The sequence below is a fragment of the Peribacillus sp. YIM B13481 genome, from assembly GCF_042787985.1.
Classification (GTDB): Bacteria; Bacillota; Bacilli; order Bacillales; family DSM-1321; genus Peribacillus; species Peribacillus simplex_A.
The window spans coordinates 30243-51559 of sequence record NZ_JBHZPE010000008.1; the positions used below are offsets into that span (position 1 = coordinate 30243).

The window sequence follows — 21317 nt, forward strand, 5'->3', positions numbered from 1 at the left end:
AGGTAAATTCCAGCCACTTTGGTCCCTCCCAATCCGCAAATTTGAAAATTGTTTGAACACCGAAAAACAGTGATGGTGTTTGCGGGTTGATATAAATTTCCTTATACTGAAACTATGGTATATTTAAAGTTATTAAAAGACTTAGGAGTGAATCGAAATGAGTGAAGCAGCACAAACACTGGACGGCTGGTATTGTTTACATGATTTCCGTTTGATCGACTGGACTTCTTGGAAAACGTTATCAAGTGACGAACGCCAATTAGCTATTTCAGAATTCCAAGGTTTACTGGATAAATGGAATATGACACAAAGTGACAATGAAGGCAGCCATGCCCTATATTCCATCGTTGGTCAGAAAGCGGACTTCATGCTTATGTTTGCCCGCCCGACCATGGAAGAATTGAATGCAATTGAAAACGAATTCAACAAAACGAAGCTAGCCGAATATACAATTCCCGCTTATTCATACGTTTCCGTCGTGGAATTAAGCAATTACTTAGCAGGTGGAGATGGTGAGGACCCTTATCAGAACCCTCATGTTCGTTCTAGACTCTATCCGATACTTCCAAAAGCGAAACATGTATGCTTCTATCCGATGGACAAGCGTCGTGATGGAGATGACAATTGGTATATGCTTTCCATGGAAGAACGCAAAGGCTTAATGCGTTCACACGGCTTGATTGGCCGCAGTTATGCCGGCAAAGTAAAACAGATCATTTCCGGTTCTGTCGGTTTTGACGATTATGAATGGGGCGTTACACTATTCGCAGATGATGTCCTTCAATTTAAAAAATTGATCTATGAAATGCGTTTTGATGAAGTGAGTGCACGTTACGCTGCATTTGGTTCTTTCTTTGTAGGCAATATCCTGCCTGAAGAAAACGTTACTTCTTTCTTATACGTATAAGGCGATGGGCTTCCGGTCTCCGGAAGCTTTTTTTCTTTTTGCGTCCCCTCCCTTTTATTTTTCCCCGGCTATGGAATAAATCCAATGCACATCCCATACATTTTCAATAGTGATGAATTTATTTTTTTTACAGTCCATTCAGCATCAGGAAAATTGACCAAGGCAATTCCTGACTCCAGCGAGGTGAAGGAACGTTACTTCTATTCATTAGCCGACAAGAGGATATGACTTGAATCATGAACGCAACCGTTAAGTATCACTTAAAATTCATTGTGGTTTTTTAAGCCACCCGGGGATTGTCCAGAACAGCCGTAAACAAATACAATACTACCGGTCGCTATAAATCGCACTGTTTCTCCCAGTCCACATTCTCGGATTGTCCAAATTCCACAAAATCCAATAAACCTTTTAGGAGGGAATGCAATGTCACAAAATAACCCATATGGTAATTACCCGTACGGCGGAAGCCCCTATTACCCATATGAAAACAATGAGTCTGACCCGCGGCAGCAGCAGGCTCCTTACCAGCAACAAGCATACCAACAGCCATCATACCAGCCACAACTGCCCACTAAGGCAGGTACTCCACAACAAGTGCCCATGCCGATGAATCCAGCCACTTCCGGACCACAGGTACCTGGCATGCTTCCAGTCGAAGCATCGTACATCGAGAACATATTGCGTTTGAATAAAGGGAAATTAGTCACTGTTTATACCACGTTTGAAAACAACAAGGAATGGAATGCAAAGATCTTCAAAGGAATCATCGAGGCTGCAGGGCGCGATCATTTGATCATTAGCGACCCTCAAACAGGAAAACGATTCTTAATCCCGATGGTATACTTAGATTATATAACCTTCGATGAAGAAATCGAATATGAGTATCCATTTGGAGGCGCTGGGCTTGCCACCTATTCGCCAAGGTGAAGAAAATTCTATAAAGAAGAGCCTCAGAATCTATTTGATTCTGAGGCTCTTCTTTATTGGGATGACCTTTTTTCCAAAATGGAATCTTAAAAGGCTGACCTAAGAAGGTCAGCTGCCTTCATTACAAGTATTTATATGCAGCAATGGCCATTAGGACCCAAGCAACCAAGAATGAGACACCGCCAAGTGGAGTGATGGCCCCCAGGACTTTGATTTGCGTAACGCTTAGAACGAATAGGCTTCCGGAAAACAGGATGATTCCTATTAGCATAAGCCAGCCGGACCAGTTGATTAGCGGACTTGAAATCTTCCCAGCCAATAAACCGAGCACTAATAAACCCACAGCATGGAACATTTGATATTGAACTGCCGTTTTCCATATTTCTAAATATTTATCAGGAATCTTCCCTTCCAGCCCATGTGCACCGAATGCACCTAGTGCTACAGCAATAAACGCATTCAATGCACCTAAAATGATGAACAGTTTCACTATTATTTCGCCTTCCCTTCCCTAATTTAAAAATCGAACAAGGACTCCCCATTTGCCTCATCCATTTTAACCGGTTCTACATTCGATGTAGCCGACATAACGGGTTGGGTCAATGTGATTGGGTTAGGATTTGGAATGCTGATGTTCCCAGCTTTTTCATCTACCATTACCTCGCAAAGGGATTTAATGGCGATTACATACCCCTGTACCTTATCCTCTGAATTTGCCTGTTTCGCTTTCAAAACAAGCTCTTCGATTTTATTTAACATTTGTCTTGATGAAATATCCAACTTTACCACCTCGTCTATATACAGGTCAAAACTTTCATAACTAGCATAGCAAAAATCAGAGAAGAAAACACCTTGCATATTCCCTACTTTTTAATTGGCTTGGATTGAAATTTCAAGCATGGCTGTCCTGAAGAACGAACGACATCAAGGGAGGGCAGGTTTGGTGTTTTGAATTGAAAAGCACGGCAGCCCTTTGGAAAATTGGGATCCCAAGTTATATAGAAATGACTGCACGCCATGCAATTAACCCGTTCCGTTTTCTCGCCCCAATCATCGCTTCGAGATTTTCCAATCAATTGGAGATTCCCCCATTTCCATCAGCAATTGATTTGTTTTGGAAAAAGGTTTGCTGCCAAAGAAACCACGGGAGGCCGACAACGGACTCGGATGGACGGACTTAATGATTTTATGACGGGTTTCATCAATCAAGGGGATTTTAGTTTGGGCAGGTTTCCCCCACAGGATGAATACAACCGGTTTCGGACGGTCATTCAATAGGCGAATAACTTGATTCGTAAAGGTTTCCCACCCTTTTCCGCGGTGTGAGTGAGCCTCTCCCTCGCGGACAGTCAAGATGGTATTCAATAGCAGCACCCCCTTGTCCGCCCATTCAACAAGGTAACCATTATCAGGAACTTCATGTCCTAGATCAGTGTGTAACTCTTTAAAGATATTCCTTAAAGAAGGTGGGATGCGAACCTCCGGCTTAACTGAAAAACTAAGGCCATGTGCTTGATCCGGTCCATGATAAGGGTCCTGTCCAAGGATGACAACCTTTACGTCCTTATAAGAAGTATAGTGAAACGCATTGAAAATATCATCCTTATCCGGGTGAATGACTTGCTGACTGTACTCCTGCTTTATAAATCCCCTTAGCTCCTTGTAATATGTTTTTTTGAATTCCTCTTCCAATAGAGGCCACCAATCATTTGTTAATAATTGATTTTCCATTTGCCACAGCCCCTTTCCACTTTTTGAAACTATATTATATCAAACTTAATCGCCTTACCTTTTTCCATAGATTACGATTTATGTTTCTATATACCCCTAAAGTGGGAAATTAGATAGTTAGCAATCAATTTATTCATGTTGGAGGATTCCCTATGAAAAAATGGTACAAAAGAAAACGATTTTATCTGCTTGTCAGCATTGTGATCGTCATTACAGCCGTAATCAACTATAACAGCTACAAGCCTCTCCCTGATGGCATTTCTTATGAAGGGAAGGTTCATCATGTCGAGGATATGGATTTCATTTATGACCTTTCCTATCACGATGAGCAAGGGAATCTGCAACATGAGCAGCGAATTTTCCAAACCATATATCAAGCCATAGAGGACGCGGATTCTTTTGTCGTAATCGATATGTTTTTGTTTAATGCTTTTTATGATGAAAAGATAAACTTTCCAAAGTTAACCGAGAATCTGAAGGATAAACTGGTTGAACAGAAGAAAAAGAAACCTGACCTCCAGGTTATATTCATTACTGATGAAGTGAATACTTCCTATAATGCCTACCAGTTAGAGGCATTGGAAACGATGAAGAAAAATGGCATTGAGGTCATCGTTACCAACTTAGACCGGCTTCGGGATCCGAATCCTCTCTATTCAGGTGTATATCGGACCTTTTTCCAATGGTTCGGTGAAAGCGGGAAAGGATGGATTGTGAATCCAATGGCTAAAAGCGCACCAAAGGTCACCTTACGTTCTTATCTAAGACTGATGAACATTAAAGCCAATCACAGAAAAGTGGTCGCTACCGAAAAAACGGCCATCATTTCATCAGCCAATCCTCATGACGCGAGTGGATTCCATTCCAATATTGCATTTCAGATGGATGGGAATATCATCGGCGACTTTGTTAAAGCAGAAGAAGCCACTTCGAAATTTTCGGGTGGCCCAAAGTCATTTCCTGAATTAAAAGGGATATCTGCAGATAAAGGACCAATATCGGTACAATTGCTAACGGAAGGAAAAATCAATAAACATGTCCTTAAGGCAATAAAGGATGCACAAAAAGGCGACAAGATCCATCTTGCCATGTTCTACATTGCCGATCGTGATGTTGTCGAGGCATTAACCGATGCAGCTAAACGGGGTGTGAAGATTCAAATGATATTGGATCCGAATCAAAACGCTTTCGGAAGTGAGAAAATCGGTCTTCCTAATCTTCCAGTTGCCGCTGAATTCGAAAAACTGGGGGATGAAAACATTTCGATCCGCTGGTACCAAACAGAGAAAGAACAGTTCCATACAAAGTTGATGATGATCCAAAAGGCTAATGAAACGATTATTCTTGGAGGATCGGCTAATTATACCTCACGCAATCTGGATGACTACAATCTTGAAGCTAATGTTGAAATCCATGCTCCAAATGATGCGGACGTTTCTTATGATGTCGATAACTATTTTCAAAGACTTTGGACAAATCAAAATGGAACATACACGGTAGATTACAGTGAATATCAAAAGAAACTACCTGTCTTCAAATACTTGACCTACCGCATACAAAAGGTGTTCCGCTTCACCACTTACTAAATATATTTCGATATTAAATGTTTATACATGCCCAAATAAGGTTATATACTACTATAACCAATCAACAACTATGATAAAGCAAGATTCCATTTACCCATATCCAAGAGAATCTTACACTGAAATTCAAGGAGGAGTTTATATGTATCAAGTACATGTAGTAGAAAACGGTTTACAAGCAAAGGAAAAAATCGATGAATTAACTACATCAGGATATACGAAGGACGATGTATATTTGTTCGCCCATGATAAAACCCGTTCGAAGCACCTTACCGAGAATACAAATACAGAAGATGTAGGCATGAAGGAACAAGGCTTCCTTGATACCGTTGGAAATCTCTTTAAATCACGTGGAGACGAACTTCGTAATCGAATGAGCAACCTTGGTCTTAGCGATATGGAAGCAGAACGTTACGAGGAGGTGCTCGACGAAGGCAAAGTCGTCATCGTTGCTTCCAAACAAGATAATAAAGACGGGGTTACAAACTAATACCCGATAACCACTGCCCTATATGATTCATAAAAAAGCGAGGCACCCTACCGGCAGCCTCGCTTTTTATATTCATTATCCCAGGATACTTTGGTATGTGGCCTTTGCATGGACCATATCCTTCGTTCCGTGAATCAACGCCCGGCCATCCTCGAAAATGACAATACGTTTCCCATCTTTTTCACAAGAGAGAAGAAATGGATTGAATTTCACCAAATAACCACTGCCGTTCAGATCTTTGGCTAATTTCTCGAGTTGCAGTTTCAAAGGTTTTGGCGGTCTGACCTGTACAGTATCCCTACCGCAAAGAACCGCAGTTTTCGTTGCGTTTTCCATAGTTAAAAAGGGATATGTCCTCTGATCTCCGCAAGAGAGACAATCTTTCTTTCTCGCTTTTGTTAATTTTACGGTTTGGTATTGATTCCTCCACAGATCAAAAGTAACAAGTGCAGGTCGAACCGATTCCCAATCTTCAACGAGGATTTTCAAAGCTTCAGCAGTTTGGTGTGCCACTACCATCGTTACAGCTGGTGATATGATTCCTCCCGTGTCACAGGTCATTCCTTGAATGGGGATAGCTTTAAGTAAACAGTGCAAACATGGCGTCTGTCCTGGAAGGATGGTCAAAGTCATGCCCACACTCCCCACACATGCCCCATAAATCCATGGTATCTGTAGCTTTTGTGACAGATCATTAATAATCATCCGTGTCTCAAAATTATCGGTTGCATCCAATATCAAATCAACATCACCAAGCAGCTGTTCAAGGTTCTGTGCAGTTGCGTCCATGATGATGGCATTGACTTCGACTTCATGATTGATATCAAATAAATGGCGCTTTGCAGCTTCTGCTTTTGGCAGTTTCTCCTCGACATCACGTTCCGTATACATTTGTTGGCGCTGTAAATTACTGGTTTCGACATAATCCCTGTCGACAATGGTAAGCTTCCCTACTCCCGCACGAGTAAGGGCCTCTGCGTTAGCAGACCCCAATGCTCCCGCCCCTAGAAGTAAGACATGCTTCTTCAAAATTCTCGATTGGCCCCCTTCACCAATGGGGGAAAATAAAGTCTGTCTTGAATATCGCTCTTGCACTATGAACCCTCCCATTCGATTTGCTCAGCCTCCACTGACAGGTGGAATGAAAGCCACTGTATCACCATCAGATAGAATCGTGTCATCGTCAGCAAATTCTTCATTGACCGCTGTCATCACGGTTTCAAGACCTTCCAATTGAAATTCCACCCTCATTTTGCCTTTAAGCTGGGCCACACTCATTCCATTTCCTTCTATAGAAAGAGTCTCTTTGCCTAACTCATCTTTCAATTGGGCAAATAAAAGTACATTAATCATTGATATCCACCTCTTCCGGTTTCCCTTTTGGATATGGAACGGTTTCCAACTGATTTCCGACCCATGTCTCCCCATCTTCCCAATGTTCCTTTTTCCATATAGGGACAATTTCTTTTATTCTTTCAATCGCATACCTGTTTGCCTCATATGCATCATTTCGATGTGGCGTACTAACGGCAATAACGACTGCGATATCCGTGATTTCAAGTTTTCCAACACGATGGGTGATTGCCGTTTCTGAATCTGGCCACCGCTCCTTAATTTCAGAACCGATTTGCTCTAATTTCTTAATGGCCATCGGTTCATATGCTTCGTAAATTAAGAAAAGAGTCTTTTTTCCTTTCGTCATTTCCCTCACTGTACCAATAAAGGTCGTGACGGCACCTGCATTCCGCTCTACTACTTTATCAATCACTTCCTGGATGACAATCGGCTCTTTTGAAATTTTATAATTCATGTCTACCATCCTTTATATATAATTCAGTTTGATCAATATACCCTGCCTCTTTATAATCTTCCCTCGTATTCATATTGAAAAAAAGGTGTTGAAGATGTTCAGGATTCTCGTGATATAACTTAAAGTCGGTTTCCTTCATGATTTTCACCGAAATTTTTTCCAAAAATAGACCCATTTTCAACTCGCGTTTTAATAAGCACTCCGTCAGTACAGGAAGACACCTTTTATGATAAACAGCAAAAAGCGGCTGGATCCTTCCATTTATTTCCGGAATGACAGCATCGAATTCAGGTTCATAATAGGAAATGATATCATTTATGGCATCCGCATTCACAAAGGGCATATCACAGGCCGTAAGGAATTGAAGCTCCGTTTTCGCAGCGGTCATCCCTGCATGCAATCCGCCAAGAGGTCCTTGATCTTTATGTATATCCGGTATTAACGGAAGTTGCAGAAAACGATAATCTTCAAAAATATTGGTAATGACCAGAATGGTTTCTGACACCTTTTTCAATTCGGCTGCCACTCTTGAAATGTTCGTAACGCCACCTATGGTCAACAGAGCTTTATTCACTCCCATACGACTTGATTTCCCACCAGCTAAAAGTAACATAGTCCATTCCAAACGAATCACCTCCCTATTTTGGGTTTAATCCCGCACCCAACGGTAAAGCTATAATAAATGTCCCCTAATGAAGCGTCCCTATATTTAAATATTTTAAATCAACTTTGAAAATAATGACACTTTCACATCTTTGCTTATATATCAAAAGTTTGGACAAAGCATATTTCCAAGGAGCAGACGAGGCCTTTCCATTTCCTTATTAAAGGACTCATATAGGGTGACAACTAAGTTTTACATAAAAGAAATTTTGGTATATTCTAAAAATAGGATATTACCTGGTATGCTGATAATATCGATATCTAATTCTCCTGAGGAGGTCACATAATGACTATGAAAAGAGCTATGACAGTTGCCGGATCGGATTCGAGCGGCGGAGCGGGTCTTCAAGCAGATTTAAAGACATTTCAAGAATTCGGCGTTTACGGTATGTCCGCTTTAACGACAATCGTGACGATGGATCCTAAGAATGGGTGGTCCCATAATGTATTCCCTACACCGGTTGAGGTTTTGGAAGCCCAAATCGAAACGATTTTATCAATCGGCATTGATGCCATGAAAACGGGAATGCTTGGATCAGTGGAAATCATTGAACTTGTTGCCCGTAAAATAGACGAGTTGAAACTGGACAAAGTCGTAATCGATCCAGTTATGGTATGTAAAGGTGAAGATGAAGTGCTGCACCCTGAAACAGCTGTAGCTTTGCGTGAACTTCTTGTTCCACGTGCAACAGTAGTTACGCCAAACCTGTTCGAGGCTGCCCAGTTAGCGAGGACAGCACCTATCAAGACGATCGATGATATGAAGGGTGCAGCTGAAAAGATTCATGCACTTGGTGCTAAATATGTCTTGATCAAAGGCGGAAATAAGCTGGGGAATGACAAAGCCATCGACCTTCTATATGATGGAAAAGAATTTGAGATCCTTGAATCCGAGAAAATCGAAACAACCAACACACATGGTGCCGGCTGTTCATCTTCAGCAGCTATTGCAGCTCAATTGGCTGAAGGGAAAAGTCCTCGTGAGGCTATCCACATTTCGAAGGACTTCATTACCGAAGCGGTTCGCCATTCTTGGAAGATGAATGACTATGTAGGACCTGTCAACCATGGTGCATACCATAAATATGGAATTGCTGAAAACACCCAAAAATAAAACATCAAGTTTAGTGGCCGCTCAAATTCATCGAGCGGCCTTTTTCGCTTTTTTTGTTTTTATTTAGTAAACTAGAAAGAAGGAAAAGCTTATCTAGCCGCCCAGTTAAGGAGGAAATTATAGAATGAAACCTATAGACCGTACAGAGGTGCAAAATGCTATTGATACTTTCGCCGGACAAGATGTATATCTTCACCTTGAAACGACAAATGGTGCCTATGCCACTCATGTAGATGAAGCTTTCTTTTCGGCAGGTGCTTATATTCGTAATGCATTAATACAGTATGAACACGGGAAGATAGTTGGGGATGGACCCTACCGCATCGGCTTAAAGCTCAATATTGGCTGGGTATATGCAGAAGGCGTTAACCACTTCGAAATGGATGAACAAGGTAGGTTGCTGTTGGCAGGACTTGATTTTTCCGGGAAGCTTGCTGTCTCCATGCAGCTCAGCCCTACTCCCTTTGAATGAGTACAACTTGCTTGATATTTCAATATTATTCCGATGAATACTCCCATTCACCGATAACCATACTCACTGTAAGTAGAACGGAAGGAGAAATATACCTTGGAAAAAGAACGTCATGTATTAGTTATTTTCCCACATCCCGATGATGAAGCCTTCTCGGTCTCTGGAACGCTTGCCCTTCATAGAGAAGAGGGCACTCCCGTCACCTATTTATGCTTAACTTTAGGAGAAATGGGACGTAATTTAGGAAATCCTCCATTTGCAACAAGAGAATCGCTCCCTAAAATTCGTAAAAAGGAATTAATCGATGCAGCAAATGCGATTGGAATCCAGGACTTACGCATGCTCGGTTTGCGTGATAAGACAATCGAATTCGAAGATGATGAAAAGCTGACTTCATTATTTACCGATGCTATCAATGAATTGAATCCTTCATTGATCATTACGTTTTACCCAGGATACAGTGTCCATCCAGACCACGAAGCAACAGCACGGGCTGTGGTTCGGGCTGTGGAAAGAATCGAAGAAAAAGAGAGACCTAAACTTCATTGTGTCGCGTTCTCCAATAACTGCATCGATGAGTTAGGACAGCCCGACATCATCCATGATATATCTGCCGTAGAAGAAAAAAAGGTAGCTGCATTCACTGCCCATCGTTCGCAAACGCAAGCGATGGTGATCGATTGGAAAGAGAAATTCGAAAATCAGGATGCTGATTTTCTCGACTGGATCCGCAAAGAACGATTATGGACCTATAAATTTTAAAGAAACCGCCAATATGGCGGTTTCTTTGTTTATGGCATAAAAAAAGCGCCTGCTGATTACAGGCGGAGAAAAGGGGGATAATTTGGAAAATTAATCATTATAAAGTATCCCCTGAATTTCCTATTTTATACAGACATATAAAAAAATTAAGCAGACACACGTTCCTCATGATGCATTTTCTTTCTTGCCGAGGCTTTTTTTCCATGTGCCAAATAATAAATCCCGATAAGGGCGAATGCAAAGATTGACATTCCCATGAATAACCCTTTGAACCCGGTAAATGGGATAAGGAAGCCCAATAGGAATGGGCCAACACCAATACCAAAATCATACATTGTAAAAAACGTGGATGTGGCTAATCCCATCCGATTTGATGGGGATTCCTTGATAGAAATCGCTTGACTGCTTGATTGGAACGTACCATATCCCACTCCGATAAAGGCACCGGCAATCAGAAGCGTGACACCATGATGGGATTGGCTGAGGATGACCATACCCATGGCAAATAGGAAGAGTGATGGGTAAATGACTGCATTCTCCCCCTTCACATCGAACATTCGTCCTGTAAACGGGCGGGATGCCAAAAGGAATACTGCAAATACGACAAAGAAAAAGCTCGCCGCATCCATTAAATCGATTTCCTTTGCAAAAGATGTTAAATAGGACAAGATGCTCGAATAGGTAAATCCGGCAAATCCGATAAAAATGGAAATGGGCAGGGCCCTTTTTTCAAAGTAATCACTGATTTTAAATCCCTTTTGTGGTAGAGCTCTGCCTTTTTCCCCTTCAGGCACATTCATGAACAACGATGCGACTAAAGAAAATGCGGCAAATAAAGAGGCAGCATAGAAAATGATCGAATAGCTAAAATGCTGTGTGATCAGCAATCCAATAAACGGACCGAATGCCATTGCCAAGTTTGTACTCATGGCAAAATAGCCTGTACCTTCCCCGCGTCTTTCATTCGGAATGATATCTGCAGCAATCGTTCCAGTTGCCGTTGTGGCAAGGCCAAAAGCAAAACCATGAATAAGACGATCGATCAATAAGAGGGGTAAACTATTCACCAGGAAATAGCCAATGGATGCGGCCAGGAATAGAATCAAGGATCCAAGCAACATTTTTCTGCGGCCGATCTTATCAATTTTTTTTCCTGCAATCGGTCTGACAAGCACTGCCCCGAGGACAAAGATACTTGAGGCAAGTCCTGCTTGTGCTTGCGACGCATGAAAGCTATCCATCGTATAAATGGTCAATGTCACCATCAAGACATAAAAAGTTAAAAAAAGAAAAAAGTTCGCAGACGAGACAATCAGAAAGTCTTTCGTCCACAATTTCGGTTTGTCATTCATTTCAATCCTTCTTCCTTACTATTGTTTTAATTTTCCCTTCAGGAAAGTCAAAGTTCGTAACGTTGCCTCACGATCCTCTTCAGCCAAACCACTCATTAATTGAAGTTCAAACTCTTCAACCACTTTTTTGGCCTCTTGAAAAGTCCTTACACCAGTTTCCGTTAACTGTATTCTCCGTTCCCGCTTATCTTTTCCTGGGATTTGTTCAATCAAATCAAGTTCTTCCAAACGGTTTACCGTCCGGGTTACCGTCGGCTTCTCCACATCTAGATAAGTGCTTATTTCAACAAGCGTAGAACAGCCATACTGATTCAGATAATATACAATCAGCCACTGGGAATGAAAAAGATCAACCTTAGCCAATTGTTCATTTAACTTTTTGGTAAATGACCTTGAAAATTGTAAGTTATGATGAAAAAAACCATTTTGAAAGGACAAAGGTATTCCTCCTGTTAATTAGTTACCTAGGTAACTATAAACTTATTCTTTAGAAATGTCCAGCCTTCGATGAAGAAAACACTTGTCGTGAGTTTGGAGCATTTACTCGTGGTTTCGCATGTTTACTCGTGAGTTTCGCGCTTTTACTCGTGAGTTTTATTGTTTTACTCGTGAATTTCACGCTTTTACTCGTGAATTCCGCTGCACTCATGATTTCGAGCTGTTTTACTCATGAATTTCGCACGTTTACTCGTTAATTTTACTGTTTTACTCGTGAATTCTGCTACACTCGGTGATTTCGCATGTTTACTCGTGAGTTTTGCTGTTTTACTCATGAATTTCACGCTTTTACTCGTGAATTCTGCTACACTCGGTGATTTCGCGCTGTTTACTCGTGAATTTCGCATGTTTACTCGTGAGTTTTACTGTTTTACTCGTGAATTTCACGCTTTTACTCGTAAATTTGGAGCATTTACTCGTGAATTTCGCACGTATACTCGTGAGTTTTACTGTTTTACTCGTGAATTCTGCTACACTCGGTGATTTCGCATGTTTACTCGCGAGTTTTGCTGTTTTACTCGTGAATTTCACGCTTTTACTCGTGAGTTTGGCGAAACTGTATGGGTCAAATTGGGGCCATGCCATGCTCTTCGTGGTCGATGCTTCGAGGCCATAAACAAAAAGGGAACCCCGCTATTAAAAAGCGAGGCTTCCGATATTTGATCTTTGCGTTTCGGAATGATTTCATTCGAAAACTATTTTGAATCACACAAATACCACATCTCCGAGCTTCTCATTGATAACTTCAGGGAATATTTTTTAATTGGGAAAGTGGCACACGATAAAGCTTATCATCCTTTTCATCAGGATTTCCTCGGCCATCCGTATTGTTGCTTATGAAATAAAGGAATTCTCCATCTACGGATACATCACGTATCCGCCCAAAACCCGTAATGATATTAGTCAGCTTGCCGCTCTGTACATCATAACTTTTAACCGATTCGCCCCTTAAGGCAGCAAAATAAAGCTTTCCGTCAAAATAGGCCATTCCAGAAGGGGCCCATGTTTTCTCACCGGAATGAATCAATGGATTTACCATATCAGGTTTTTGCTCATCGCCCTCTATTTCTGGCCAGCCGTAGTTCTTACCTGGATCAATCTTATTTAATTCATCGTGAGCCGAGTCCCCGTGCTCACTTTCATACAACTGTCCGGATTCATCCCACGCCAGCCCTTGTGGATTACGGTGACCGTATGAATAAACGTATGAATTCCCGAAAGGATTATCTTTCGGAATGGTGCCATCCAGATTCATGCGCAAAACCTTCCCGCCTAAGGAATTAATATCCTGTGCGATCTCCGGCTTTCTTGCATCACCTGTTGTTGCATATAGCTTCTCATCCGGTCCAATCTTGATCCGGCCACCATGGTGGTATTCCCCGCTTGGTATGCCGTCAATCAAGGTCTCCATCTCCTTCCATTTATCACCAACTTTTTGTAAAATGATGATTCGATTGATGGAATCCCCGCCTTCTTCATACGTATAATAGGCGAAAGCTTGCCCGCTCTTAGAGAAATCGGGAGTTAACAAAAATCCAAGTAATCCCGCTTCCGCTTTTGCGGACAATGTCTTTTTAAGATGGACCTTTTGCCTTGTCGTCTTCCCCTTGTCCCATTTTACGATGGTTCCTGTCCGCTCTGATACATACATTGTGTCCCCATCTTTCTGAATCGACCATGGGGAATGCAGGTTCGTTACTAGCACATCCGGATCTTCTCCTAAAGTGCCCGTCACTTCTTTATCAGGCTTCGGCTGGGTTTTGCTGTCCTCTGTAATCATGTTACAGCCAGTTAAAGTCAATGTAGCCATAAGGAAAAATAAGAGCCATCTTTTCAAAAGTCATTCCCCTTTCGATTGATGAGTTTAATAGGCTGACTGTTTAAGTACCTTTAAAATGGCCTCCGCTACACCGGATTCATCATTCTTACCTGTTACTTCATCACACAGTTTTTGAATATCGAGCGGGGCATTTCCCATTGCAACAGACAAACCTACCCGTTCAAACATGGATACATCATTATAATTATCCCCAATGGCCATGGTTTCCTGCATCAAGCCGGATTTTTCATTTACATAAGTTTCAAGTGCCGTACCTTTTTGAGCTGTCCCACTCATGATTTCCACATTTCCCCGTCCCGATGAAGTGACTGTAACTCCCTTTCCTTTCAATTTAGAAGCAATTTGATTTAATAAACTTAAATCTTTTGAGAAGCTGAGAATTTTATAATATTCCACATTCGAATGGCGGAATAACTCGGAATAATCGGAAATGGAAGTCACCTGCCCAAGCTGTAAACGCTCCTCTGCAAATTTCCTCATTCTCTCAGGGTCAATCTCCGGATTGGCTGTAACAAATACATCCACCAAAGCAGCTATTGCGTTTTCATAGTCTTTAGAATAGATTCCCTGACTCGTATATACTTCGAAATAAATTCCTTGTTCTTCGAGGAATTCACCTACCATGCTAGCAGTGGCGGCTGACATTGGATTGGAAGCTGCAATCTTTCCATCCTCCCTGAAGAGTGCAGCACCATTTACACAGATGACAGGACAAACGATGCCTGCTTCATCTAAAGCGAACCTTGCTTCTACATAAGATCTGCCAGTAGCAATGATCACTTCCACTCCCTCACTTTGCGCCTTCCGGATTGCGTCTCTATTTTCCTTACTGACCTTTTGCATTTTGTTTAACAATGTTCCGTCCATATCAATTGCGATCGTCTTTATCAATTCTACCGGCTCCTTTTTTTCAATATAATCCCTATTTTAACCGAAAGAGCATGGATAAACACGTTTTACAAACTCGTCTTGATTATTGGTGTAACTTCAGTCATTTAAAAAGTCCAATTATGTAAATAAATAAACTGCACCTATGAAGAAAGGTGCAGTTTGTTCTCTTAATGTAGAATCGTGTGGCTATCCACTTCCTGTGCCCGTTCAATAATCTGTTGGTGGATGTCGCTTTGAATGTCATCGATTGCTGTAAAGTCCATCGCTTTCACATAAATCTTTTCAAGTTCGTCATGCAGCTCTTTTGCTTTAGCAAGACTTGCTGTAGCTTCATTCATTTTCGTCCTGTACCTGGAGGAAACATCCTTTATCTGATCAGCATAAATTTCATCTGTTCCTGGCAAGATGGCCGTTTTATATATATCAATGATTTCATCACCTTCACAACTCGGAAAATATTCATGAGGGGATGTGCTGTCAAAAATGGCAATCCCTACTTCCCGGACGATTACCATGTCCAAGCTATGCGGATCAAAACCACAATGATATACTTCCACATCAAAGCCTCTTTGCTCCGCAGCCTTTGCAATCTTTTTCAGCATCGTTGATTTACCGGAACCCGGACGCCCCTTTAAAAAGTACCGTTTTTGTACTCCTTCAGTAATATTGGGAACGAAATCAACTGCACCTTTTGGTGTAGCGGCACCTAAAAACCGATGACGAACATCAGCCTTCTTGTTAAGGACGATATCTCTATAAAAGCCTTCTATCAATTTATTGGTCAACCCATTCAATTTAACGAAATCAATATTTGCCTTATAAATGTCTTCCCATTCATCATGTATCTTCAATGCTTCAGCGAAAAGGGCATATGCCTTCTCAAAACTCTTGCTTCTCGCATTCGTCAATCTTATGATTGCCGCTCTTTCGGAAGCCAGCTGCTGGGAATTCCAAGCAGACCCTAGATTGACATATTCCTCAATGGCCCCTGGTGCCTTCGGCTCAATCACATGCGGCGCTGTCCCATCCACGAGTCCAATCTTCAAAGCCGGTATGATTACTCCATCAATGGAATCATTATCGGACGAACAATGTAAAAACTCGATGTCATAGTCTTTATCCAGCCATTCTTGGCCGATTTTTTTCATAATGGTCGATTTACCGGAACCAGGTCCGCCTTTTAATATGAATAATCTTTCCAAACCTGCTAAATTGGAATCATATAAACTATAAAAACCTTTAGCCGTATTGCCTCCAGCGAAATAATGCATCACTTTTCCTGTCACTTTTACACTCTCCCTCACAATACAGATGTGATATTCAAGACAGCGTATGCAGAAAAAACCTATTAGGTGAATGCCTAAAGATAAACAGTTTATTTTATAAGGGCTACAGATTCCGCTTGTGTGATTTCCAGGAACTCTGACGGTTTTAAAACTATCTGTGTACCGATTCGCCCTCCGCTTACGATGATTTCAGGCAGGATGGTTGCACTTTCATCGATGAAGGTGGGGTATTGCTTTTTCATTCCGATCGGTGAACAGCCTCCCCGAATGTAACCTGTATATTTTTGCAGGTCTTTAACCGCGAGCATTTCAATTTTTTTTGCACCTGCCGCTTTCGCTGCTTTTTTTAAATCCAGTTCGGTGGCTACAGGAATGACGAATACATAAAGCTGCTGCGGTCCGCTATGGGTAACAAGTGTTTTAAAAACGGTCTCTGGAGCTTTTCCAATTTTGTCCGCAACAGTGATCCCGTCGATTTTTCCATCATTGGCATCATAACTCATCATGCCATACTCTATACGTTTGTTATCAAGAATTCGCATTGCATTCGTTTTACTTGCTCCCATATTAATATTCTCCTTATCGTTTTCTTCCATCTTACCATTTTTAAATACCAGGCAAAAAGAAAAGCACAGTGCTTATACACCTGTGCTTTCACTTAAATTCATTCTAAATGACGTCTTTGGAAATCAGCAATCCGCTTGTAGTCGCCTTCCAATTGCCTGCTCACGGATAAATAAATCGACATTAATTCTTCATACACTTTAACGTTCTCTTCGATTGGGACAAGTTCATTCGTTTCACCGATCATACCCTCAACTTCATCGAGGCTTTCGATTTCCCCTAAAGCGTATAATCCAAGTACGGCGGCACCTAAACTAGAACTCTCAAAGCTTTTAGGAATTGTCACATTCTGATTGAATATATCAGCCATGATTTGACGCCAGAGCTTTGAGCGAACAAATCCACCGCTTGCATGAATTTTCTTGGGAGCACCAGTCAGTTCCTTTACAGCAAGAAGGACACTGTACAAGTTATACATCACACCCTCCAACACTGCCCGGACCATATGATCACGAGTGTGATGAAGCGCAAGTCCAAAGAAGGAGCCCCTAGCATCGGCACTCCATAATGGCGCCCGTTCCCCAGCCATATACGGGTGGAATATTAGCCCATCGGATCCAGGTGCGATATTGGAAGCCATATCCGTCAGTATCTCATACGAATCCTGGCCCGAAGCCTTCGCTTTTTCAATTTCCACACGGCCTAATTGATCGCGTGCCCATCGGAAAGTGATTCCCCCATTGTTGACCGGTCCGCCGATTATCCAATGATTCTCAGTAAGGGCATAGCAGAATGTCCTGCCTTTCGGATCGGTAATCGGTCGGTCACTGACGGTTCTTACCGCACCGCTCGTTCCGATTGTCACTGCCAGAACTCCTGGCTTGATGGCGTTTTGCCCTAAGTTGGCAAGCACACCATCACTCGCGCCAATCACAAACGGGGTACCTGCCCGAATGTTCATTTTTGCAGCTAATTCCTCACTTAAACCTGAGAGGGTATGCGTTGTAGGGACAAGCGTTGGCAGCTTGTCAGCCCCAATACCGGCAATGGTAAGTGCATCTTCATCCCACTTCAAGTCATTCAAGTTGAGCATGCCCGTTGCAGATGCAAGCGAATAATCCATCACATACTCATTGAAAAATTTATAGATGATGTATTCTTTAATTCCTATGAATTTGTCCGTTTCGTTAAAAACCCCAGGATGCTCATTTCTTAACCACATTACTTTCGTGATTGGGGACATTGGGTGAATGGGTGTTCCCGTCCTGTGATACAATTGCATCCCCTGTTCCGAAGCCTTCAATTTCTCCGCATAAGAAACACTTCGATTATCCGCCCAAGTAATGCTATTCGTTAGCGGATTACCGTCTTTCCCCATGGCGATCAAGCTATGCATTGCCGAACTGAACGATATGAAACCCAGTTCATCCTTATCTATACCGCTTGCAATCATGACCTCGCCTATAGCAATGATGACCGCTTTATAAATTTCTTCGGGATCTTGTTCCGCAACGGAAGGAGTTGGACTTTTAAGAGGGTATCCCTTCGAACAAGATTGGATAACTTCCCCCCTTTTTGAAAAAAGAACAACCTTCGTACTCGTCGTACCAATATCGATTCCCATCATATAACCTGAATGTTTCATACTTACATCATGCTCCTTTCTCTTAAACAATTGAATTCAATAGTAAGATTAGGATAAGTGAAACGACTGATATATTCGTTTCCATAACCGTCCAAGATTTTGCCGTTTGTGCGACCGTTAAATTAAGGAACTCTTCGATCATCTCAAATCCTCATCATTCAAGTGGGATGGAATTAATGACTCGAACCGATAGCAAGGACCAGCAATTTAAAATTAACACCTGGAAAAGAAGATATGATCGGCAGTACACTACCTGCCGCAGCTGTCATCACGACAGTTGCTGAACCTGTGGCCTCTTGAATCATAACTACCAAACAGAATCGGTGAAATATCAAAGGAAGCCCCTTAACTTGCAATGGCTTCACGACTCCACTCATGATCAATACATTTCGCCAGCTCCGATAATCAAAATAATGGACGCGGTTGGAGCAAGACAGGCGGATATAAATTGGTTTATTTCTTCTTTATTTTGATTGTTTTTCAAATGAAGGCATGCCAATTCATTCTTCTGCAAACACGGCATCGAAAGCACCAACCTGCTTTAAAACGTGATTAAGGTAATGCCGAAAGCCGGGAGTATTACTGCCCCTGTCTGAACAGCATCTGCAATATCCGGAACATCCATACCTGCGACAATCCTTAAAATGACGGAAGCAAGCAGTAACCATTGGCGACATTTAGCTTTTGGATAATAATGAACAAGAAAATCCTGGAACTGGCCATAAATCAATAAACTAGACATCTGCTGCATGTCTGATGTTGATTAAAAAGACCGTTATGATTGTTTGTCATTCCTAAACCAGCCCGAATCTTTGGAACCCCTTATAATCTCTCTATGTATATAAGGCAAAATCAGAATAATATTTTATAATGAAAAAATAACATAATAGAGAATTCAAACGCTTTTCTCATTAACATTAAATGTATGACCTAAATGAAAAAAGCATCGAACTAGTTCATTGTGAACTGGAACCCGATACCTGATTCATTAATGAAATGATCATTCACCAATAAAAAGAGGACCGGATTGGAGCTTGATTTCTTCCTCCAGATGTTCAGGATAAGCAATGAGGAAGCAGGTAGATGGTCCAGACGATTTTTTGATATCGACTTTATTACTTATATGGATAGAAACATCTTCACCACTTTGGTCCAGATGCTTCCACTCATACGCTATCCCTTTTGAACCGACTGGAAGTGCCTGAACTTCTTCCATTTCACATAGGCTTTTATATAAAGATAATGGGGCGATCCAATCTTGTTGATCCATAACTTCTTCTCCAACGAGCGGCCTGCCGATGAGAGCGATTTTCTGTAAAGGATGTTGCTTCATAGCACCTTCATTCCTTCGTTTACCAATCACCATAAGACCAATTGCTGATTGAAGAAGCGGCATGTTACTTTCTGTGCTGCCAGTAATGGGGAGGCCCTCCATTCCCAATTCTTTCAGCCCCTCCCTGACACCCCTGGTCAAGTCTTCCCAGGCTTCATCACCGCAGAAATTATTTAGAACGACGGATACTGGACTTCCGCCAACGCCCAAACATTCCATGACGGCAACCCGAAAGGAATAATATCCAACGACCTCATAAGGGACATGGACCAGATCTTTTTCCTTCAGACCGATTCCGCCACTATTATCACTTGAAACAATCAATGAATCTGATTCGGAAAATGGTAAAATCAATGAATCACTCATTCTGTGAGTCCATCTTTAAAAATCATTTTTTTCAAAACAGGCTCCAAGCGTGGCAGTAAAATGGCTGCCAATACTACATTTACCGCCGTTGCCGCCGTTAATCCCGGAACAAGCAACGTGTAAAAACCCGTGCTGACCAGAAAGGCGAAAGGCAGCGCCAAGATGAAGGCATTACAGATAAAGAAGAGGAAAAATGCGCCTACTTTTTTCCCGTGTATATATAAAATGCCGAACATCCATACGAGGACTGCCATTTCGGCCATGATCAAAAAATGGAATGGCCCAAGTGGCATGTTGCCGATGAACGCTGAGATGATATGACCAAGCCCCGCTACAATAGCCCCCGATACCGGGCCAAGTATGACAGCCGCCAAAAGGGCCGGAAAACTATCCAAAGCGATGCTGCCGATTGGGGAAGGGATTTTAATCATCGCCCCCACCGCCGATAAGGCAATGAATACAGCGATTGCACTAATTTTTCTTACGTCCATGTTTACTCTTTTTCCTTTCTTTTCCCTCCACGGAATACATTTGCACTGCGGATATATTCCACATCTTTCACACCAAGGCGGAAATTGATCACACGTGCAACAGCAAAAAAGTAATCCGACAAACGATTTAAATATTGAAGTGATAATGGTGAAACTGCTGCACCCGACTTGATCAATGAAACGACCAATCGTTCCGCCCTGCGTGTAACCGTTCGGGCAATATGAATGGTTGCAGCCGCTTTTGAGCCGCCAGGCAGGATGAATTTTTCCAATTCCGGCGCTTCGAGTATGAAGGCATCTATTCGTTCTTCCAAATAGGTAATGGCCTCATCCGTCAGCTTTTGTGGTGCCTTCTCGGAAACAGTTGCCAAATCACCGCCACAGTCAAATAACTCATGCTGGATTTTCTCTAGATCGGCCAATACATCCGTAAATATAGCGGGATCCAATTCAGTCACCGCAAGACCGATATAGCTATTCACTTCATCCACTGTTCCATACGATTCAACACGGATGTCATCCTTGTCAAGCCGGCCTCCGATTACGCTTGTTTGTCCCTTATCCCCTGTACGTGTATAGATTTTCATCCCAT

The 21317-nt window shown here is 42.0% G+C and carries 30 protein-coding genes; 8 read left to right on the forward strand and 22 right to left on the reverse strand.

The window, feature by feature from the left end; all coding sequences use genetic code 11:
• The first annotated feature begins 157 nt into the window (after nucleotides 1–157).
• Complete coding sequence (hemQ, locus tag ACFX4X_RS07400; RefSeq protein ID WP_061465782.1) at nucleotides 158–907, forward strand: hydrogen peroxide-dependent heme synthase; 750 nt, start codon at nucleotides 158–160, stop codon at nucleotides 905–907.
• 423 nt (nucleotides 908–1330) lie between these two features.
• Nucleotides 1331–1834 (forward strand): spore coat protein GerQ, encoded by a 504-nt coding sequence (gerQ, locus tag ACFX4X_RS07405; protein ID WP_284469171.1) that lies wholly within the window; start codon nucleotides 1331–1333, stop codon nucleotides 1832–1834.
• Nucleotides 1835–1955: 121 nt separating this feature from the next.
• Here gerQ and ACFX4X_RS07410 read toward each other — a convergent pair whose 3' ends face one another.
• The 3 genes from ACFX4X_RS07410 to ACFX4X_RS07420 all read right to left on the reverse strand — a co-directional run bounded on the left by ACFX4X_RS07410 (nucleotide 1956) and on the right by ACFX4X_RS07420 (nucleotide 3565).
• A complete protein-coding gene (locus tag ACFX4X_RS07410; RefSeq protein WP_061466320.1) occupies nucleotides 1956–2324 on the reverse strand; it encodes a DUF423 domain-containing protein in 369 nt (122 codons plus the stop codon).
• Nucleotides 2325–2350: 26 nt separating this feature from the next.
• The gene (locus ACFX4X_RS07415; RefSeq protein ID WP_061465786.1) at nucleotides 2351–2614 is read right to left on the reverse strand and encodes a YwdI family protein; all 264 of its coding nucleotides are present in this window, start codon (nucleotides 2612–2614) and stop codon (nucleotides 2351–2353) included.
• A gap of 270 nt (nucleotides 2615–2884) precedes the next feature.
• Complete coding sequence (locus ACFX4X_RS07420) at nucleotides 2885–3565, reverse strand: uracil-DNA glycosylase (RefSeq protein ID WP_089362047.1); 681 nt, start codon at nucleotides 3563–3565, stop codon at nucleotides 2885–2887.
• Between the two features lie 152 nt (nucleotides 3566–3717).
• Here ACFX4X_RS07420 and ACFX4X_RS07425 point away from each other — a divergent pair, with 152 nt between their 5' ends.
• The gene (locus tag ACFX4X_RS07425) at nucleotides 3718–5151 is read left to right on the forward strand and encodes a phospholipase D family protein (RefSeq protein ID WP_377382709.1); all 1434 of its coding nucleotides are present in this window, start codon (nucleotides 3718–3720) and stop codon (nucleotides 5149–5151) included.
• Nucleotides 5152–5290: 139 nt separating this feature from the next.
• Nucleotides 5291–5638, forward strand: a complete 348-nt coding sequence (locus ACFX4X_RS07430; RefSeq protein WP_377382711.1) for a YflT domain-containing protein — start codon at nucleotides 5291–5293, stop codon at nucleotides 5636–5638.
• Between the two features lie 75 nt (nucleotides 5639–5713).
• Here the strand turns inward: ACFX4X_RS07430 and ACFX4X_RS07435 are convergent, their stop codons facing one another.
• The 4 genes from ACFX4X_RS07435 to mobA are packed head-to-tail and all read right to left on the reverse strand — an operon-like array spanning nucleotide 5714 to nucleotide 8073.
• Nucleotides 5714–6733: a MoeB/ThiF family adenylyltransferase gene (locus ACFX4X_RS07435; protein ID WP_377382713.1), complete on the reverse strand. Its 1020-nt coding sequence runs from the start codon at nucleotides 6731–6733 to the stop codon at nucleotides 5714–5716.
• A gap of 24 nt (nucleotides 6734–6757) precedes the next feature.
• Entirely contained in the window at nucleotides 6758–6991 is a 234-nt protein-coding gene (moaD, locus tag ACFX4X_RS07440; protein WP_061465797.1) for a molybdopterin converting factor subunit 1, read from the reverse strand.
• Entirely contained in the window at nucleotides 6984–7448 is a 465-nt protein-coding gene (locus ACFX4X_RS07445) for a molybdenum cofactor biosynthesis protein MoaE (RefSeq protein WP_061465799.1), read from the reverse strand. Before ACFX4X_RS07445 ends, moaD begins: the two co-directional genes overlap by 8 nt.
• On the reverse strand, nucleotides 7438–8073 hold the full coding sequence (gene mobA / locus ACFX4X_RS07450; protein WP_284469168.1) for a molybdenum cofactor guanylyltransferase: 636 nt from the start codon (nucleotides 8071–8073) through the stop codon (nucleotides 7438–7440). Before mobA ends, ACFX4X_RS07445 begins: the two co-directional genes overlap by 11 nt.
• 324 nt (nucleotides 8074–8397) lie before the next feature.
• Here mobA and pdxK point away from each other — a divergent pair, with 324 nt between their 5' ends.
• The 3 genes from pdxK (at nucleotide 8398) to bshB2 (ending at nucleotide 10459) form a co-directional block, all read left to right on the forward strand.
• Nucleotides 8398–9225, forward strand: coding sequence for a pyridoxine/pyridoxal/pyridoxamine kinase (gene pdxK, locus ACFX4X_RS07455; RefSeq protein WP_377382715.1), 828 nt, complete (start codon nucleotides 8398–8400; stop codon nucleotides 9223–9225).
• A 124-nt stretch (nucleotides 9226–9349) separates the two neighbouring features.
• Nucleotides 9350–9697 carry a YojF family protein gene (locus ACFX4X_RS07460; RefSeq protein ID WP_061465802.1) on the forward strand — a complete coding sequence of 116 codons (348 nt, stop codon included), beginning with the start codon at nucleotides 9350–9352 and terminating at the stop codon, nucleotides 9695–9697.
• A 96-nt stretch (nucleotides 9698–9793) separates the two neighbouring features.
• Entirely contained in the window at nucleotides 9794–10459 is a 666-nt protein-coding gene (gene bshB2 / locus ACFX4X_RS07465) for a bacillithiol biosynthesis deacetylase BshB2 (RefSeq protein WP_061465804.1), read from the forward strand.
• Nucleotides 10460–10605: 146 nt separating this feature from the next.
• Here the strand turns inward: bshB2 and ACFX4X_RS07470 are convergent, their stop codons facing one another.
• The 3 genes from ACFX4X_RS07470 to ACFX4X_RS07480 form a co-directional block, all read right to left on the reverse strand.
• Nucleotides 10606–11811 carry an MFS transporter gene (locus ACFX4X_RS07470; RefSeq protein ID WP_377382718.1) on the reverse strand — a complete coding sequence of 402 codons (1206 nt, stop codon included), beginning with the start codon at nucleotides 11809–11811 and terminating at the stop codon, nucleotides 10606–10608.
• An 18-nt stretch (nucleotides 11812–11829) separates the two neighbouring features.
• Nucleotides 11830–12249 carry a MarR family winged helix-turn-helix transcriptional regulator gene (locus ACFX4X_RS07475; RefSeq protein WP_377382720.1) on the reverse strand — a complete coding sequence of 140 codons (420 nt, stop codon included), beginning with the start codon at nucleotides 12247–12249 and terminating at the stop codon, nucleotides 11830–11832.
• Between the two features lie 185 nt (nucleotides 12250–12434).
• Complete coding sequence (locus tag ACFX4X_RS07480) at nucleotides 12435–12656, reverse strand: hypothetical protein (protein ID WP_377382721.1); 222 nt, start codon at nucleotides 12654–12656, stop codon at nucleotides 12435–12437.
• Nucleotides 12657–12727: 71 nt separating this feature from the next.
• Between ACFX4X_RS07480 and ACFX4X_RS07485 the strand changes: the two genes are divergently transcribed.
• Entirely contained in the window at nucleotides 12728–12925 is a 198-nt protein-coding gene (locus ACFX4X_RS07485; protein ID WP_377382723.1) for a hypothetical protein, read from the forward strand.
• Between the two features lie 129 nt (nucleotides 12926–13054).
• Here ACFX4X_RS07485 and ACFX4X_RS07490 read toward each other — a convergent pair whose 3' ends face one another.
• From ACFX4X_RS07490 to ACFX4X_RS07545, 12 genes are all read right to left on the reverse strand, one after another.
• Complete coding sequence (locus ACFX4X_RS07490) at nucleotides 13055–14146, reverse strand: PQQ-dependent sugar dehydrogenase (protein ID WP_377382725.1); 1092 nt, start codon at nucleotides 14144–14146, stop codon at nucleotides 13055–13057.
• Nucleotides 14147–14173: 27 nt separating this feature from the next.
• Entirely contained in the window at nucleotides 14174–15040 is an 867-nt protein-coding gene (locus tag ACFX4X_RS07495; protein ID WP_377382727.1) for a Cof-type HAD-IIB family hydrolase, read from the reverse strand.
• A gap of 167 nt (nucleotides 15041–15207) precedes the next feature.
• Nucleotides 15208–16326, reverse strand: coding sequence for a PRK06851 family protein (locus ACFX4X_RS07500; protein WP_089362055.1), 1119 nt, complete (start codon nucleotides 16324–16326; stop codon nucleotides 15208–15210).
• Nucleotides 16327–16415: 89 nt separating this feature from the next.
• On the reverse strand, nucleotides 16416–16892 hold the full coding sequence (gene ybaK, locus ACFX4X_RS07505; RefSeq protein ID WP_284469162.1) for a Cys-tRNA(Pro) deacylase: 477 nt from the start codon (nucleotides 16890–16892) through the stop codon (nucleotides 16416–16418).
• A 98-nt stretch (nucleotides 16893–16990) separates the two neighbouring features.
• Nucleotides 16991–18535 carry a gluconokinase gene (gene gntK / locus ACFX4X_RS07510; protein WP_377382729.1) on the reverse strand — a complete coding sequence of 515 codons (1545 nt, stop codon included), beginning with the start codon at nucleotides 18533–18535 and terminating at the stop codon, nucleotides 16991–16993.
• Nucleotides 18536–18557: 22 nt separating this feature from the next.
• A complete protein-coding gene (locus tag ACFX4X_RS07515; protein ID WP_125159920.1) occupies nucleotides 18558–18677 on the reverse strand; it encodes a GntT/GntP/DsdX family permease in 120 nt (39 codons plus the stop codon).
• 31 nt (nucleotides 18678–18708) lie between these two features.
• A complete protein-coding gene (locus ACFX4X_RS07520; RefSeq protein WP_377382731.1) occupies nucleotides 18709–18900 on the reverse strand; it encodes a GntT/GntP/DsdX family permease in 192 nt (63 codons plus the stop codon).
• Nucleotides 18901–18914: 14 nt separating this feature from the next.
• Nucleotides 18915–19058: a hypothetical protein gene (locus ACFX4X_RS07525; protein ID WP_377382733.1), complete on the reverse strand. Its 144-nt coding sequence runs from the start codon at nucleotides 19056–19058 to the stop codon at nucleotides 18915–18917.
• An 18-nt stretch (nucleotides 19059–19076) separates the two neighbouring features.
• Nucleotides 19077–19277, reverse strand: coding sequence for a hypothetical protein (locus tag ACFX4X_RS07530; protein WP_377382735.1), 201 nt, complete (start codon nucleotides 19275–19277; stop codon nucleotides 19077–19079).
• Nucleotides 19278–19535: 258 nt separating this feature from the next.
• Nucleotides 19536–20234, reverse strand: a complete 699-nt coding sequence (locus tag ACFX4X_RS07535; protein WP_377382737.1) for an ATP-binding protein — start codon at nucleotides 20232–20234, stop codon at nucleotides 19536–19538.
• Complete coding sequence (locus ACFX4X_RS07540) at nucleotides 20231–20725, reverse strand: ECF transporter S component (protein ID WP_377382739.1); 495 nt, start codon at nucleotides 20723–20725, stop codon at nucleotides 20231–20233. The genes ACFX4X_RS07535 and ACFX4X_RS07540 overlap by 4 nt, the downstream gene beginning before the upstream one ends.
• Before the next feature lie 2 nt (nucleotides 20726–20727).
• Nucleotides 20728–21312, reverse strand: a complete 585-nt coding sequence (locus ACFX4X_RS07545; protein ID WP_098864429.1) for a cob(I)yrinic acid a,c-diamide adenosyltransferase — start codon at nucleotides 21310–21312, stop codon at nucleotides 20728–20730.
• Nucleotides 21313–21317 lie beyond the last annotated feature (5 nt).

What these genes read in the sequence shown, in the direction of transcription:
- ACFX4X_RS07540 (WP_377382739.1), bottom strand. Translation starts at nt 20,725, where the DNA reads ATGGACGTAAGAAAAATTAGTGCAATCGCTGTATTCATTGCCTTATCG.
- ACFX4X_RS07470 (WP_377382718.1), bottom strand. Translation starts at nt 11,811, where the DNA reads ATGAATGACAAACCGAAATTGTGGACGAAAGACTTTCTGATTGTCTCG.
- gntK (WP_377382729.1), bottom strand. Translation starts at nt 18,535, where the DNA reads ATGAAACATTCAGGTTATATGATGGGAATCGATATTGGTACGACGAGT.
- ACFX4X_RS07420 (WP_089362047.1), bottom strand. Translation starts at nt 3,565, where the DNA reads ATGGAAAATCAATTATTAACAAATGATTGGTGGCCTCTATTGGAAGAG.
- moaD (WP_061465797.1), bottom strand. Translation starts at nt 6,991, where the DNA reads ATGATTAATGTACTTTTATTTGCCCAATTGAAAGATGAGTTAGGCAAA.
- pdxK (WP_377382715.1), top strand. Translation starts at nt 8,398, where the DNA reads ATGACTATGAAAAGAGCTATGACAGTTGCCGGATCGGATTCGAGCGGC.
- ACFX4X_RS07430 (WP_377382711.1), top strand. Translation starts at nt 5,291, where the DNA reads ATGTATCAAGTACATGTAGTAGAAAACGGTTTACAAGCAAAGGAAAAA.
- ybaK (WP_284469162.1), bottom strand. Translation starts at nt 16,892, where the DNA reads ATGGGAGCAAGTAAAACGAATGCAATGCGAATTCTTGATAACAAACGT.
- ACFX4X_RS07460 (WP_061465802.1), top strand. Translation starts at nt 9,350, where the DNA reads ATGAAACCTATAGACCGTACAGAGGTGCAAAATGCTATTGATACTTTC.
- ACFX4X_RS07545 (WP_098864429.1), bottom strand. Translation starts at nt 21,312, where the DNA reads ATGAAAATCTATACACGTACAGGGGATAAGGGACAAACAAGCGTAATC.
- ACFX4X_RS07480 (WP_377382721.1), bottom strand. Translation starts at nt 12,656, where the DNA reads ATGCGAAATTCACGAGTAAACAGCGCGAAATCACCGAGTGTAGCAGAA.
- ACFX4X_RS07530 (WP_377382735.1), bottom strand. Translation starts at nt 19,277, where the DNA reads ATGTCTAGTTTATTGATTTATGGCCAGTTCCAGGATTTTCTTGTTCAT.
- ACFX4X_RS07535 (WP_377382737.1), bottom strand. Translation starts at nt 20,234, where the DNA reads ATGAGTGATTCATTGATTTTACCATTTTCCGAATCAGATTCATTGATT.
- ACFX4X_RS07425 (WP_377382709.1), top strand. Translation starts at nt 3,718, where the DNA reads ATGAAAAAATGGTACAAAAGAAAACGATTTTATCTGCTTGTCAGCATT.
- ACFX4X_RS07445 (WP_061465799.1), bottom strand. Translation starts at nt 7,448, where the DNA reads ATGAATTATAAAATTTCAAAAGAGCCGATTGTCATCCAGGAAGTGATT.
- ACFX4X_RS07525 (WP_377382733.1), bottom strand. Translation starts at nt 19,058, where the DNA reads ATGCCGTGTTTGCAGAAGAATGAATTGGCATGCCTTCATTTGAAAAAC.
- gerQ (WP_284469171.1), top strand. Translation starts at nt 1,331, where the DNA reads ATGTCACAAAATAACCCATATGGTAATTACCCGTACGGCGGAAGCCCC.
- ACFX4X_RS07515 (WP_125159920.1), bottom strand. Translation starts at nt 18,677, where the DNA reads ATGATCGAAGAGTTCCTTAATTTAACGGTCGCACAAACGGCAAAATCT.
- hemQ (WP_061465782.1), top strand. Translation starts at nt 158, where the DNA reads ATGAGTGAAGCAGCACAAACACTGGACGGCTGGTATTGTTTACATGAT.